The following is a 14,529-nucleotide window of genomic DNA, read 5'->3' as shown; positions in this document are numbered from 1 at the left end:
GTTTCTGCCCAGCTGTTACAGGTTTTCCTCCACCGGAACACCGGACTGGAATTCCCGGCCGTCCGCTTCGCTGAAGCCGGTCATTACGTGCCCTTTGCCGAGCCCATTGATGGCCGCGAGCGGGAAATTGCCGGTGATGGTGTTGCCGGAGTGGCTGACGCCTGAGAGATCGTAGTTCTCTTCCGTGCTCTGCTCGTGGTTGAAAGAGAAGAAGGCAATCGCCTCTCCGTTCATGAATTCAATGCCCAGGCGCCGCTGCGATGAGTAGTCCGGACTGGCAGCCACAAGCCCCACCACGTAGGCACCGGAACCGGGGATATTGCCGTCTATGTCGAAGGTGGCCACGAGTGTGGAGTCCTGGGCTTTGATGCTGACCTGTTTGAGGAGTGCGTCATGGGTGCTCATGGCACAATCCTGCTCCCTGCCGATCGGTCCGTCCACCCCCGCCTAGGATTTGTGCCGCCGCTGGCTTAGACTTGAAGTATTCGAACACATATTCGAATGTGTCCTGATTACTTATTCTGTCCGGGAGGTGCGCATGGGGATGTTCAGCGAATCCGTGGACGTTGCGTGCAATCCGGATGGCCAGCCGGTAAGCCTTCTGTGGGCAGGACGGTCCTATACAGTCTGCGCCGAACCTGTCCGATGGTACGAGCGCCGGCAGTGGTGGGCCGAAGAAAACCGTGCACCGCTGGGAACCGGTCCTGGGCTGGTGGACCACGAAATCTGGCGGATTCAGGTGCTTCCATCCGCTGCAGGTCCCGGACCGGTAAGGGATCAGGAAGAACCACTCACCCTTGACCTGACCCGCCATATCCGCAGCGGCCGCTGGCGGCTCCTGCGGATCCATGACGCCCTGCGCCCCCGAACAGCATGAGCTTCACCCACCTCCACGTCTCCACTGCCTTCAGTGCCCACTATGGCGTGTCCTGGCCTGAGGAACTGGCGCAGGCTGCGGCTGCTGACGGGGCAACCGCGCTCGCCTGCACTGACCGCGACGGCCTCTACGGGACCATCAAGCACCTGAAGGCCTGCATGGCCGCTGGTATTGATCCCGTCGTTGGCGTGGACCTGGCGGTTTATGACGACGACGGCGATCACCGCACCCAACTGACGGGCCGTGTGGTGGTGCTCGCCCGAGGCAACAACAACGGGGCCGGGTACCGTGCACTGTGCCGGCTGGTGTCAGATGCCCATGCCCGCACTTCAGGGAAGTCCGGGGGGACAGTGCCGGTGGCGGTGACCAGGGCGGAGCTTGCCTCCCGCACCCTGGACCCCCAGACCCTCAAACCCGTGCTGATGGTCCTGATCGGGCCGGATTCCGACGTCGGGCGTGCCATGGGCGGCCGCCGGTACCTGCGCCCGCGGACGCTTTTCAAGCAATGGGTCGACGCCATGCCTCCCGGAACAGTGGTGACCGAGATCGTTTCCCAGCTCAGCGCCCCGGGCGCGCCGCTGAGCACCTCGCATGCCGTCCGTATGCTCAAGCTCGCGGAAGAGCACAAAGTACCGGCCATCCTCAGTAACGCGGTGAGGTACTGTGCGGAGGACGGAGCCGCCACCGCCGACGTCCTGGACTCAGCCCGGACCCTGAAATCGCTGCCGGAGCTGGCCCGGGAACCCATGCTGCAACCCAACGGCCAGGGCTGGCTGAAATCCGCCGGCCAGATGCTGCAACTGGGCAAGGAAATTACCTCCGCCGCCGGATATGGTGCAGCAGACCTCAAACAGCTGATGGCACAAACCGAGGCGCTCGCAGATCTGTGCAGGATGGACCCCGAAGCCGATATGGGCTGGAAGCAGCCGGTAGTGCCGGAAGCTTCAGTTATCGGAATCAGCCAGGATCCGCACCTTGAACTGGTGCAACGCTGCCAGGCGGGAATCGGGAGGCGGTTCCCGGGGCTTTCGGGCATCCGGGAAAAGGACATGCGGCACCGGCTTGAGCACGAACTGGGCATCATCCAGAACCTTGGGTTCTCTTCCTACTTCCTTACCGTTGCCGAGGTTTCCCGCATGATCCAGGACATGGGGGTAAGGGCAGCAGTCCGCGGTTCAGGTGCATCAAGCCTGGTCAACTATCTGATCGACGTCAGCCAGGTAAATCCCCTTCAGCATGACCTGATTTTCGAGCGCTTCCTTTCCCGGGACCGCGCCACCCTGCCGGATATAGATATCGACGTCGAAAGCGCCGAACGGCATAACGTCTACCGCCGGATCTTCGAGCGCTTCGGCGCCGAGCGGGTCACGCTGATGAGCATGCAGAACGGGTACCGGGCAAGAGGTGCAGTGCGGGACGCCGGCATGGCTTTGGGCATGGACGACGGAGACGTGGGGGATATTGCCAAACAGCTGTGGCGGTTCTCAGCCCGGAAGTTCCGGGAAGCACTGCAGGAAAAGCCGGAACTGAGGGAGTTTGCGGGCCGGGTGGAGCAACGGGACACCCACGGCAACCAGCAGCTTGACCTGCTGGTGGACCTTACGGAACGCCTTGACAGGTTGCCGCGGCATATTTCAATGCATCCATGTGGAGTAATCCTGGGGGACGCAACCCTGCTGGACCGCACTCCGGTCCAGCCCAGCGGCCTGGGATTGCCCATGAGCCAGTTCGACAAACACGACATGGACCCCATGGGCATGCTCAAGCTCGATGTCCTGGGCGTCAGGATGCAAAGCGCCATGGCGTTTGCGGTCCGGGAAATCATCCGCATCCACCCCTCAAAAAAGGAAGTGGTGGCTGCAGGGGGCCATCCTGCCGGGCAGGACGGGTCCGGCCCGGATTACATTGCAGAAAACGGGCACATAGACCTCAACGCCGTGCCTTTGGATGATGAACCGACATATGAGCTGATCAGAAGCACCCATACACTGGGATGCTTCCAGATCGAATCCCCCGGCCAGCGGGAGCTCGTGGGGAAAATGGCCCCGCGGGAGTTCAACGACCTCATTATTGATATCTCCCTGTTTCGCCCCGGTCCCATGAAATCAGACATGGTCCGGCCCTTCCTGGAACATCGGCATGGCTTCGCCCCAGAGGTGTATCCCCATCCCGACCTCAAGCCCGTGCTGCAGGAAACCCACGGTGTGACCGTATTCCACGAACAGATCCTGAGGACCTTTGACGTGATGACAGGTTGCGGGCTTGCGAAAGCTGACGAGTTCCGCCGGGCGTTGAGCAACGATATCCTGGAATCCCAGGTAGAGACCTTTTTCCGCCGCGAGGCAAAAGCCAAGGGTTACTCGCCCGACGTCGTTGACAAGGTCTGGGGGACCTTGAAATCCTTCGCCAGTTTTGGCTTCTGCAAGGCCCATGGTGCTGCTTTTGCTGTCCCCACCTACCAATCGGCCTGGCTGAAGGCCCACCATCCGGAGGCGTTCCTTGCCGGCCTGTGGGAACACGACCCCGGCATGTACCCCAAGCGGCTCCTCGTTGCCGAGGCCAGAAGGATGGGCATCCCCATCCTTCCGCTGGACATTAACCGCAGCGGTGCCGAATACCGGGTGGAGCGCGTCCGGCAGGGCCCTGATGCTGGAAGGCTGGGGATCAGGCTGAGCCTGGCGGGAATCTACGGCATGTCCGGTACGGAAATGAAACGGATTGTGGCAGGCCAGCCGTATGACTCCCTGGCAGACCTCCGGACGCGCTCGCGGTTGAGCAAGCCAAGCATCAAACGCCTGGCCCAGCTCGGGGCGTTTGACTCCCTGCACCGTGAGGCGGGCGGGATGGCCAACAGGGCGGACCTGGTCCAGCACCTGCAGCAGCTTCAAAGTGCAGGCAGCGGGCGGAAAGGGGTCGAAGTTCTCGAGGGGCAGCTGGCTCTGCCCCTCGGCGATGTGGAACTGCGCAACGTCAAGCCAGGCCTCCCTGAACCTACCCTTATCGAGAACGTACGGGCAGAGTTGGATCTAATGGCCGTGGACGTTAGCAGCCACCTGATGGAGAGCCATCGGCCGATGCTGGACAGGTTGGGAGTGATTACGGCAGACAAGCTCCTGGGCCTGCGCAACGGGACAGAAGTGCTGGTAGCCGGAGTTCGGGTAGCCACTCAGACGCCTCCCATGCGCGGGGGCAGGAGGGTGGTGTTCATCAGCATTGACGACGGCACCGGCTGCATTGATTCAGTCTTCTTCCATGAGGCCCAGGAAAATGCCGGCCAACTCCTGTTCGGAACCCGGTTGCTGCTTATCCGCGGCACCACGCGAAGGACAGGCCCGCGGGGAATCAGCCTCAGCGCGAGCATGGCCTGGGACCTGAGCCGCACCGAAACCTTGCCTTTTCCACTTTCGGATACCCGGGTCCCGGACGGCCCGCACCCCCTGGACGGAATCAACAGGAGCCTGGCCATTACGGGATTTAACGGCTGAGCCTGCCGTGCGCCGCGTTGGTCGGCCCTCTGCTGAACCGATAGCATTGACGGTGGCTGGCTGTGGTCCCCGTATGCCACAAGCTATGAAGCCTTAACTTTGAATAGGAGACACCCGTGTCAGATGCCCAGCAGATCACCCTTCTCGTCGATGGCGAAGAGACCAAGGTGACTACCGGGACAACCGGTGCGGAACTCTTCTTTGAGCGCCGTGAAGTTGTTGTTGCCCGCGTCAATGGCGAGCTGAAGGACCTGGACCAGGAACTTCCGGAAGGGGCCGAGGTCGAAGGCGTCACCATCGATTCCCCCGACGGCCTCAACGTCCTCCGCCATTCCACCGCCCACGTGATGGCCCAGGCCGTTCAGCAGCTGCGCCCGGATGCCAAACTGGGCATCGGCCCGTACATTACCGACGGTTTCTACTTCGACTTTGACGTGGCCGAGCCCTTCACCCCCGAGGACCTCAAAACCCTCGAAAAGATGATGCTCAAGATCGTCAACCAGAACCAGAAGTTCGTCCGGCGGGTGGTCTCCGAGGACGAGGCCCGCGAGGCAATGAAGAACGAGCCCTACAAGCTCGAACTCCTGGGCAAGAAAAATGAAGCCGCCGAAGCCGGTGAAGGCGTGAACGTCGAGGTTGGCGCCGGCGACATCACCATCTATGACAACGTTGAGCGCAAGGAAGGGACCACCGTCTGGTGCGATCTCTGCCGCGGCCCGCATCTGCCCAACACCAAGCTGATTTCCAACGCCTTCGCGCTCACCCGCTCGTCCTCGGCCTATTGGCTGGGAAACCAGAAGAACCAGCAGCTGCAGCGCATCTACGGCACGGCCTGGCCCACCAAGGATGCGCTCAAGGCCTACCAGGAACGCATCGCCGAAGCTGAACGTCGCGACCACCGCAAGCTCGGCTCCGAACTGGACCTGTTCTCCTTCCCTGACGAGCTCGGTTCCGGACTGCCGGTGTTCCACCCCAAGGGCGGCATCATCCGCAAGGAGATGGAGGACTACTCACGGCAGCGCCACGTCGAAGCCGGCTACGAGTTCGTTTACACGCCGCACATCACCAAGGGCCACCTGTACGAAGTCTCGGGCCACCTGGACTGGTACAAGGACGGCATGTTCCCGGCGATGCACGTGGACGCCGAACTCAACGAAGACGGGACAGTGCGCAAGCCCGGCCAGGACTATTACCTGAAGCCGATGAACTGCCCCATGCACAACCTTATTTTCCGTTCCCGCGGACGCTCCTACCGTGAGCTGCCCCTGCGCCTTTTCGAATTCGGTTCGGTCTACCGGTACGAGAAGTCCGGCGTGGTGCACGGCCTCACGCGCGTGCGCGGCATGACACAGGACGATGCCCACATCTACTGCACCCGCGAGCAGATGAAGGACGAACTCACCAAGACCTTGAACTTCGTCCTGGACCTGCTCAAGGACTACGGGCTCAACGACTTCTACCTGGAACTTTCCACGAAGGACCCGGAAAAGTATGTCGGTGACGACGCCGCCTGGGAGGAAGCCACCAGGACCCTGGCCGAAGTGGCACAGGAATCAGGTCTTGAACTCGTGCCGGATCCGGGCGGGGCTGCCTTCTACGGCCCCAAGATCTCCGTCCAGGCGAAGGACGCGCTGGGCCGCACCTGGCAGATGTCCACCATCCAGCTGGACTTCAACCTGCCCGAACGCTTCGAACTGGAGTTCCAGGCCGCCGACGGCACCCGTCAGCGTCCCGTGATGATCCACCGGGCCCTGTTCGGGTCGGTGGAGCGGTTCATGGGCGTGCTGACCGAGCACTACGCGGGCGCTTTCCCGGCCTGGCTCGCCCCGGTCCAGGTGGTGGGCATCCCGGTGGCCGAGACGTTCAACGAGTACATGTTCGACGTCGTCGATCAGCTTAAGGCGGCCGGCATCCGCGCCGAGGTGGACACCACCTCGGACAGGTTCCCGAAGAAAATCCGCACCGCCAGCAAGGACAAGATCCCGTTCGTGCTGATCGCCGGCGGCGACGACGCCGAGGCAGGCGCCGTGTCGTTCCGGTTCCGCGATGGAAGCCAGGACAACGGCGTGCCGGTGGCAGAGGCAGTCAAGCGGATCACGGAAGCCGTCCGTAACCGGACCAGCTAGCGGAACGGAACAGCACCGTGCAGGAGAACCCAGGCGCAGGATATCCAGGTGATGCCGGCGTTACCGACGACTTTGACCTCGCCGGTGTCCCGGACGCCTTCCAGCGCCTGTGGACTCCGCACCGCATGGCGTACATCAAAGGCGGCCAGCACCAGTTCAAGAACGAAAACGACTGCCCCTTTTGCATAGGACCGGGACGGACCGATGAGGATGCGCTGATCGTGCACAGGGGAAAGACCTGTTACGTGGTGCTGAACCTGTTTCCATACAACCCGGGGCATCTCCTGGTCTGCCCGTACCGCCACATCCCCGACTACACCGACCTGACCCTTGAGGAGACGGCGGAGTTCGCCGAGCTCACGCAGACGGCCATGCGGGTCCTGCGGAAAGTATCAAACCCCGGCGGATTCAACCTCGGCATGAACCAGGGCGTGGTGGGCGGCGCCGGCATCGCCGCCCACCTGCACCAGCACATTGTTCCGCGCTGGGGCGGTGACGGAAATTTTTTCCCGATCATCGCCCAGACCAAGGCGATTACGCAGACCCTGGACGAGGTCCGCCAACAGGTCGCCGACGCCTGGCCCGGGGAGACGGATGCTGAATAAGCACGCCCGCAAGTTCTTCACCGCGCTGTTCACCCCGCTGGCACGCTGGCTCCTTCGGATCGGCGTCTCACCCGATGCGGTGACCATCATCGGTACGGCCGGTGTGGTGGTGGGAGCCCTCGTCTTCTACCCCCTGGGGCAGCTCTGGTGGGGAACACTGTTCATCACCGCGTTCATTTTCTCCGATGTCCTGGACGGCATCATGGCCAGGATGCAGGCGGTGGGCAGCCGCTGGGGCAACTTCCTCGACTCCACCCTGGACCGAATCGCAGACGGCGCGCTTTTCGCCGGCCTGGCCGTCTGGTTCTTCACCGGCGGCGCGAACGTTCCCATTGCCACGGCAGCCACCGTCTGCCTCGTCCTTGGCATGGTGGTCTCCTACGCCAGGGCCAAGGCTGAGTCGCTGGGGTTCACGGCCAACATCGGCATCGCAGAACGCGCCGAACGCCTCGTGTCCGTGCTGGTCGTCACTGGATTTACCGGCCTCGGGCTGCCGCAGGTGGTGCTGCTGGTAACGCTTGTGCTCCTCGCCCTTGCCAGCTTCGTCACCGTGGTCCAGCGCGTATGGTCGGTACGCCGCCAGGCACTTGCAGAACCATCTCCGGCGGATTAAGCAGGAATTAAGCCGGCCGGGCGCGGTGAGACTAGTATTAGGACTGCCCGGTCAATGGATCCGGCAACCCGGTGTATGTAGATATGGCATCTTCCTGCCACCCTGCATGCCCGGCGAAGGTCATCTATCTACCCATAGGGGTTTTTGTGTCTACACCTGATGTAAGCAGCGAGGCCGGTTCGTCCGCGAACAGCGTCACGGGCAGCAACCGCGTGAAGCGGGGCATGGCTGAGATGCTCAAGGGCGGCGTCATCATGGACGTCGTCAACGTCGAACAGGCCCGCATCGCCGAAGACGCCGGTGCCGTTGCTGTAATGGCGCTGGAACGTGTTCCGGCCGATATCCGCGCCCAGGGCGGCGTGTCCCGCATGTCCGATCCGGACATGATCGACAAAATCATCGACGCCGTGTCCGTGCCGGTCATGGCCAAGGCCCGGATCGGCCACTTCGTTGAGGCCCAGGTCCTGCAGTCCCTCGGCGTGGACTACATTGACGAGTCCGAGGTCCTGACCCCGGCCGACTACATCAACCACATCGACAAGTGGAACTTCAAGGTTCCCTTCGTCTGCGGGGCCACCAACCTCGGTGAGGCACTGCGCCGCATCAACGAGGGCGCGGCGATGATCCGGTCCAAGGGCGAGGCCGGCACCGGCGACGTCTCCAACGCCACTGGCCACATGCGCCAGATCCGCTCCGAAATCGCCAAGCTTGCCGCACTGCCCGAGGACGAGCTGTACGTTGCCGCCAAAGAACTGCAGGCCCCGTACGAGCTGGTCAAGGAAGTTGCCGCTGCCGGCAAGCTTCCCGTGGTCCTGTTCACCGCCGGCGGCATCGCCACCCCGGCCGACGCCGCCATGATGATGCAGCTCGGCGCCGACGGCGTGTTCGTTGGCTCCGGTATCTTCAAGTCCGGCAACCCCGCCCAGCGCGCCGCCGCCGTCGTCAAGGCGACTACCTTCTTCGACGACCCCGACGTCATCGCCAAGGCCTCCCGCGGCCTGGGTGAAGCCATGGTGGGCATCAACGTCGACGAGATCCCGCAGCCCCACCGCCTTGCCGAGCGCGGCTGGTAACTTCCGCCCTCTTTGGTCGCCTTGGGGACGCCGGACGGCGTCATCCTCGGCGCGCTATTCCCCGCGCGTTGTCGGCAGCTTGGTGGCTGCTTGCGGCGCGGGGCCCCTTTAACGCGCGCTGCCGGATAACACCGTCCAGCGCCAGGGTACCTTTGCTCCTGACGTACGACGCCGGTCCCTCACCCTTAGTGGTGGGGGACCGGCGTCGTACTTCTTTAAGGTGGGGGAGCTGGTTACTCCAGGCCGCGGCGCTTTAGGAGGGGCTCGAGTTTGGCTTCGCGGCCCCGGAGGGTGCGGAAGGATTCGAGGGGGTCGCGGCTGTTTCCTTGGGACAGCAGCTCCTGCCGGAAGCGTTCGCCGTTGGCGCGGGTCATGCCTCCGTTCTCGGTGAACCAGTCCACCGTCTCGGCGTCCAAAACCTCGCTCCAGATGTACGAGTAGTAACCGGCCGCGTAACCGGCTCCCGCGAAAACGTGCTGGAAGTATCCGGTGCGGTAGCGCGGCGGAATCAGGGCATGGGCAATTCCGGCAGCTGCCAGGGCCTTGTCCTCGAAAGCCAGGGCGTCCTCAGGCACCTCGCTGCTGCCCAGGACATGCCAGGCCAGGTCCAGCAAAGCCGCCCCCAGATACTCGGTGGTGGCAAAACCCTCACCCCAGAGCCGTGATTTGTTCAGTTTGTCCACGATGTCCTGCGCGAGCGGCTCGCCGGTGGCGTAGTGCTTCGCGTAGTTGGCCAGCACCTCCGGCCACATAATCCACATTTCGTTGACCTGGGACGGGTACTCCACGAAGTCCCGGGGAACTGACGTGCCGGAAAACCGCGGATAGGTGACAGCGGAAAACAGCCCGTGCAAGGCATGTCCGAATTCGTGGAAGGTGGTCCGCAGTTCATCCAGCGTCAGCAGCGTGGGTTCGCCCGCGGCCGGCTTGGAGATATTGAGGTTGTTAATGACCACGGGCTTGGTCCCCAGCAGGGCCGACTGTTCCACCAGGGAGTTCATCCAGGCGCCGCCCCGCTTGGACTCGCGGGTGTAGTAGTCGCCGAGGAAAAGCCCTAAAGCGCTGCCGTCCTCGTTGCGGACCTCCCAGACGCGTACGTCCGGGTGGTACCCGGGGAGGTCCTGCCGCTCGTGGAAGGTGATGCCGTAAAGCGACGTGGCCGCGAAGAAGACCCCGTCGGTGAGGACCCGGTCCAGCTCGAAATAGGGCCGGAGGGCCTGCTCGTCCACCTCGTACTTTTCGCGGCGGACCTTCGCGGAGTAGAACGCCCAGTCCCAGGCCTCGAGGGGGTGGCCGGCTGCCTCAGCAAGTTCCGTGGCCTCGCGGTCTGCGTTGCGGACCGCCGCAGGTGCCATCCGGTTCAGCATCGACTGGACCGATTCGAAATCAGGTGCGGTTTGGAGATCCACCACCAGCTCGGCGTAGTTGGCGAAGCCCAGCCGGGCAGCTTTTTCGGCGCGCAGGCCAGCCATAGTCCGGGCGAGCTCGAGCACGTCGAGATTGCCGCCGCTGCTGCCGCGGGCCACGGAGGCTTCAAACAGCCGACGCCGGATGCCGCGGTTTTCCAGTGCGGCAAGGGAAGGCTGGTTGGTCGGCTGGATCAGCGTCAGGAGGAACTTCCCCTCATGCCCGGCCACGCGGGCCGCTTCGGCGGCACCGGCCACGTCGTCGGCCGGCAATCCCGCCAAGTCGGAGGGGTCCTCAAGCAGGAGGGCCGCGGACTTCATGCCTTCCTTGACCCGCTGGCCGAATTCGGTGCCCAGCCGGGAAAGTTCGGCATTGAGCTGCCGGAGGCGCTCCTGCGCGGGGCCGTCCAGCTGGATTCCGGATTGCCGGAATTCCTTCAGATACTCCTCCACCAGTCGTACCGACTCCGGATCAAGACCGTCCAGCTCGATGGCGGCGAAGCGTTCGTAGAGCGCCTTGTCCAGGAACACTTGGTCCTGGTGGGCTGAGAACCGCGGCGAGAGCTGAGTTTCAAGTTCCCGGATCTCCTCGGAAGCATCGGCAGAAACGAGCGTAAAAAACGCGGCGGCAGTCCTTTGCAGCAGCTGGCCGGAGCGCTCCATCGCCACAGCCGTGTTTTCGAAGGTGACCGGCTCGGGATTCTCCGTGATGGCGCGGATTTCCGCCAGGTGCTCCGCGAATCCTGCCTCTGCCGCCTTAGCGTAGTGGGAAGCCTCGATGTCCGCGAACGGTGGCACAGCGAACGGAAGCGTGCTGGGAGTGAGCAGGGGGTTTGTCATGACGCAAATCTTCCATACGGGCCGCGCCATCACAACGACCCCTCAATGCTCGTGGCGGCGGGGGTCTATACCTAGAATGACCCTTATGGGGATTAGTTGGGCGGGTGCTGCCCCGCGCGCCGGGCCCATTATCTGGGCCTTGCTCGCAGCTGCTCTGCTGGCCGGCTGCGGCCTGGTGACTGAACAGGAAGGGCCGGCACCGCGGCCGGCGCAGTCCGCTTCGCAGAGTCCAGGCCCCGGCGCCGGTCCGGCCCCACCTGCCGGTCCGGCCCCACCCATCTCTCCTGCCCCAAATTCCATACCCACACCCACACCCACGCCCGGCAGGGGCCCAGCCTGCCCCGTGGTCCGGTGCACCAGCGTCCTCGTCACCGGGGACATGCTGGTCAATGCCCAACTGTGGCAGCAGGCGCAGCAGGACGCAGCGGAGGCAGGCAGGCCGGGCCTGGATTTTGGGCCCCTTCTTGAAGGCCAACGCCAGTACGTCAACAACAGTGACCTTGCCATCTGCCACCAGGAGACACCGGTGGCGGGCCCAGAAGGTCCGTTCTCCGCGTACCCGTCATTCAACGTCCCACCCCAGATCATCAACGCGTCCAGGGACGTGGGCTACCAGGCATGCACCACGGCCAGCAACCACACCATCGACCGCGGCACGGACGGGCTGCTGCGTACTCTCGACGCCCTCGATGCTGCCGGTCTGAAACACACCGGCTCCTACCGCACCGAGAAGGAATCGCACGGCATCCTCATCATGCAGACGGCGGCTGCGAAAGTAGCCGTCATCCAGGCTACCTACGGGCTCAACGGCCTGCTGCCTGAGTACCCCTGGCAGGTGGACATGCTGGACAGCGCAACCATGATTTCCAAAGCCGAAAAGGCCCGGGCGCTGGGGGCGGATATCGTGGTGGCCGCCATGCACGCAGGTGATGAGTATGCCGGCGAACCGAACGGGCAGCAGCAGGAGGTGGCACGCGCGCTGGTGGACAGCGGGCAGTTCAACCTGGTCTACGGCCACCACGCCCACTCAGTGCAGCCCATCGAAAATTACAAGGGCACCTGGATTGTCTATGGCCTGGGCAACGGCGTCACGGAGCTGTCGCCCTGGTATGAGGTCAACAACGAGGGCCTGCTGGTGAGGGTGCAGTTCGGGCAGGACCCAGCCGGAAAATGGTCCGCGACGGATCTCGCCTGGGCGCCATCGCTGATGGTCCGCGACCCGTACCGCTGGTGCTCGGTAGCTGCCGACGCTCCGCAGGGACCGTGTGGCGGCCCCGAAGCGGACGCAGCCACCAGGCAGCGGACCAGCACTGTAGTGGAATCGCGGGGGGCGGCAGCGGCGGGCGCCCACGAGCTCCTCATCACCCGCGAACCGTAAGCTGCTCCCCAGAGGGGAGTGCCGCCGTCGGCTCCTGGAGCCCGTGACAGTCAGCGCGGACGGCGCGCGGCGTGTTCCCTGGCGAGTTCCGCGAACCGGTCGTTCGGCTGGCCGGGATCAAAGGACCCGAATTTACGCTCGGCAGCGGTGCGGATCAGGAAGTCGGCAATGGCCGGGTTTTTCGGCAGCAGTGACCCGTGCAGGTAGCTCGCCACAATGTTCCGGTAGCGGGCACCTTCCTGGCCGTCGCTGCTGTTGTTTCCGGTGCCTTTGGCCACGGTGCCGAGGGGGCGGACGCCGTTGCCGAGGGTGGTCTGCCCGCTGTGGTTCTCGTAACCCAGTACTTCGCCGAACTCCGGCGTAGCCACCTTGACGTTGCCGATCAAGCGCTCGTCCGTGCCGTGGGTTTCGACGTCAAGGACGCCGATGCCGGGGATGACCGCTCCGGTGCGCGTCTTAAAAAACCGTCCGAAGAGCTGGTACAGCCCGCAGATGACCAGCATCGGGGCGCCGTCCTCGGCCAGGTCCTTCAGCACTCCCGCGCGCGTCTGCAGATCGTCCTGGATCACCAGCTGCCCGCTGTCCTGGCCGCCGCCGCCGACGATGATGTCAACGTCTTCAGGGAACGGGTCGCCCACGTTGTATTCCAACAGCTCCGGGGTGTAGCCGTGCCACCGGATGCGCTGTTGCAGGACCAGTGCGTTGCCCCAGTCACCATAGATGTTCATGTCACGCGGGTAGAGCTGCACAACCCGGATAGTGCCCTTGCTCTGCGCGGGACCCACGCCATCCTGGCTCAAGAGACAACCTCCACGGTGGTGATTTTGGACAGCTCGCGGCGGATGGCCAGCATGGCGGTGTACGTGCAGAAGATGCGCTTCGGCTTGCCCCGGGCTTCCCTGATGAAGGCAGCAAGGGCCGGCGCGATCTCGGTCTCGACCCCACCGATCCGCACGTCGTCATACTGCAGCCGCAGGGCCATGTCGTAGGCGCGGGAGCCGGTCAGCTGGTCCACTCCGCCCTCGCGCAGTGAATCGAACTCCACATCCCAGAGCCAGGACATGTCGCGGCCGTCCGCGTAGTTGTCGTTGATGGCAATCATGGTGGCGTAGCCGCCGGCCGGGAAGGACTTCAGGCCGAGCCGGAACCCGCTGGGGTTCTTGACCAGGACGAGGTCCAGGGGCTGGCCGTCCACCGTAAGGCTTTCGCCGCGTCCGAAGGCCGGCGCAACCTGGGCAAGTGCCGCCAGCAGGGTGTTGTGGTCGGCGGTGGCTGCGCCGCCGCCGCAAATGCTCCGCGCGAGGGTCAGCGCGGCGGCAGCATTAAAGATGTTGTACACGCCGCGCAGCTTCATCCCGGTGGTGACCGTGACGCCGTCGTACTCAAATTCGGCGGTGTCCGCACCTACCTTGCGGAGTACGACGTCGGCGGCAGGCTTCTCCGGCAGTCCCGCCGGAGTGGGACTTCCGGGAGCGGCGCGCATATCGTCGTCGTTGGGGAAGGTGCCCAGCAGGGAATCGTCCAGGCCGAAGTACTTAACGTCCTGGCCGGTGAGGGTGGCTGCGATCCGGGCAACCCGCGGGTCTTCACGGTTGAGCACCACCGTTCCGGTGGTCTTTGCAGCAATGTGCTGGAGCAGCTGGGCCGTCTTGTCGATCTCGCCGAACCGGTCCAGCTGGTCCCGGAGGACGTTAAGGAGCAGGCAGTAACGGGGCGGGACGCTGTTGACGAAGTGCACGGCGTGGGCCTCGTCCAGTTCAAGGACAGCCACGTCGGCGTCGAGCCGGCCCCGCCAGTCCACCTCACCCAGCAGCGCAGCGGCCACGCCGCGCGTGAAGTTACTGCCGGTGCGGTTGGTGAAAACTTTCAGCCCCTGGCTCTCCAGCAGCTCCACCACCATTTTGGTAGTGGTGGTTTTGCCGTTGGTGCCGCTGACCACGGCGACGCCGTGGGGGAGCGTGGTGAGCGTCCGCCGCATAAAGCCGGGATCGATTTTTTCGACCACCAGCCCGGGCAGGGCAGACCCGCCGCCCCGGAGCCGGGACACCCGGCGGACCAGTTTGCCGAGCGGAACACTGAAGTAGAGCATTATTCGAATATATCCCAGCAACGGCATGGAACCGCCG

11 protein-coding genes are annotated in these 14,529 nt (G+C 63.9%); 7 read left to right on the top strand and 4 right to left on the bottom strand.

Annotation, left to right across the window (positions count from 1 at the left end; genetic code table 11):
- Nucleotides 1-15: 15 nt before the first annotated feature.
- Nucleotides 16-405 carry a hypothetical protein gene (locus tag M1E07_RS11625; protein WP_461186868.1) on the bottom strand — a complete coding sequence of 130 codons (390 nt, stop codon included), beginning with the start codon at nt 403-405 and terminating at the stop codon, nt 16-18.
- A gap of 133 nt (nt 406-538) precedes the next feature.
- On the opposite strand from M1E07_RS11625, the gene M1E07_RS11620 reads away from it, so the two are divergent.
- From M1E07_RS11620 to pdxS, 6 genes are all read left to right on the top strand, one after another.
- Nucleotides 539-877 (top strand): DUF6504 family protein, encoded by a 339-nt coding sequence (locus M1E07_RS11620; RefSeq protein ID WP_461186867.1) that lies wholly within the window; start codon nt 539-541, stop codon nt 875-877.
- Complete coding sequence (locus M1E07_RS11615; RefSeq protein WP_461186866.1) at nt 874-4,362, top strand: DNA polymerase III subunit alpha; 3,489 nt, start codon at nt 874-876, stop codon at nt 4,360-4,362. The genes M1E07_RS11620 and M1E07_RS11615 overlap by 4 nt, the downstream gene beginning before the upstream one ends.
- Before the next feature lie 116 nt (nt 4,363-4,478).
- Nucleotides 4,479-6,488: a threonine--tRNA ligase gene (gene thrS / locus M1E07_RS11610; protein ID WP_461186865.1), complete on the top strand. Its 2,010-nt coding sequence runs from the start codon at nt 4,479-4,481 to the stop codon at nt 6,486-6,488.
- A 17-nt stretch (nt 6,489-6,505) separates the two neighbouring features.
- A complete protein-coding gene (locus M1E07_RS11605; protein WP_461186864.1) occupies nt 6,506-7,093 on the top strand; it encodes an HIT family protein in 588 nt (195 codons plus the stop codon).
- Nucleotides 7,083-7,706, top strand: coding sequence for a phosphatidylinositol phosphate synthase (pgsA, locus tag M1E07_RS11600; RefSeq protein ID WP_461186863.1), 624 nt, complete (start codon nt 7,083-7,085; stop codon nt 7,704-7,706). Before M1E07_RS11605 ends, pgsA begins: the two co-directional genes overlap by 11 nt.
- Nucleotides 7,707-7,852: 146 nt before the next feature.
- Nucleotides 7,853-8,779: a pyridoxal 5'-phosphate synthase lyase subunit PdxS gene (gene pdxS / locus M1E07_RS11595; RefSeq protein ID WP_307094926.1), complete on the top strand. Its 927-nt coding sequence runs from the start codon at nt 7,853-7,855 to the stop codon at nt 8,777-8,779.
- 233 nt (nt 8,780-9,012) lie between these two features.
- On the opposite strand, the gene M1E07_RS11590 is transcribed toward pdxS, so the two are convergent.
- Nucleotides 9,013-11,025, bottom strand: a complete 2,013-nt coding sequence (locus M1E07_RS11590; protein WP_461186862.1) for a M3 family metallopeptidase — start codon at nt 11,023-11,025, stop codon at nt 9,013-9,015.
- Nucleotides 11,026-11,101: 76 nt separating this feature from the next.
- On the opposite strand from M1E07_RS11590, the gene M1E07_RS11585 reads away from it, so the two are divergent.
- The gene (locus M1E07_RS11585) at nt 11,102-12,403 is read left to right on the top strand and encodes a CapA family protein (RefSeq protein ID WP_461186861.1); all 1,302 of its coding nucleotides are present in this window, start codon (nt 11,102-11,104) and stop codon (nt 12,401-12,403) included.
- A gap of 50 nt (nt 12,404-12,453) precedes the next feature.
- Here M1E07_RS11585 and M1E07_RS11580 read toward each other — a convergent pair whose 3' ends face one another.
- Nucleotides 12,454-13,203 (bottom strand): type 1 glutamine amidotransferase, encoded by a 750-nt coding sequence (locus tag M1E07_RS11580; protein WP_461186860.1) that lies wholly within the window; start codon nt 13,201-13,203, stop codon nt 12,454-12,456.
- Entirely contained in the window at nt 13,200-14,492 is a 1,293-nt protein-coding gene (locus M1E07_RS11575) for a MurT ligase domain-containing protein (RefSeq protein WP_461186859.1), read from the bottom strand. Before M1E07_RS11575 ends, M1E07_RS11580 begins: the two co-directional genes overlap by 4 nt.
- Between the last annotated feature and the right edge of the window lie 37 nt (nt 14,493-14,529).

Source organism: Arthrobacter sp. Z4-13 (assembly GCF_054792705.1).
The sequence above is the reverse complement of the archived record's forward strand: the minus strand, read 5'-3'. Positions and strand labels throughout refer to the sequence as shown.

Bases quoted from the DNA above. Each gene is read 5' to 3' on its own strand.
- M1E07_RS11625 (WP_461186868.1), bottom strand. From the start codon at position 405: ATGAGCACCCATGACGCACTCCTCAAACAGGTCAGCATCAAAGCCCAG.
- M1E07_RS11620 (WP_461186867.1), top strand. From the start codon at position 539: ATGGGGATGTTCAGCGAATCCGTGGACGTTGCGTGCAATCCGGATGGC.
- M1E07_RS11615 (WP_461186866.1), top strand. From the start codon at position 874: ATGAGCTTCACCCACCTCCACGTCTCCACTGCCTTCAGTGCCCACTAT.
- pgsA (WP_461186863.1), top strand. From the start codon at position 7,083: ATGCTGAATAAGCACGCCCGCAAGTTCTTCACCGCGCTGTTCACCCCG.
- M1E07_RS11590 (WP_461186862.1), bottom strand. From the start codon at position 11,025: ATGACAAACCCCCTGCTCACTCCCAGCACGCTTCCGTTCGCTGTGCCA.
- M1E07_RS11585 (WP_461186861.1), top strand. From the start codon at position 11,102: ATGACCCTTATGGGGATTAGTTGGGCGGGTGCTGCCCCGCGCGCCGGG.
- M1E07_RS11575 (WP_461186859.1), bottom strand. From the start codon at position 14,492: ATGCTCTACTTCAGTGTTCCGCTCGGCAAACTGGTCCGCCGGGTGTCC.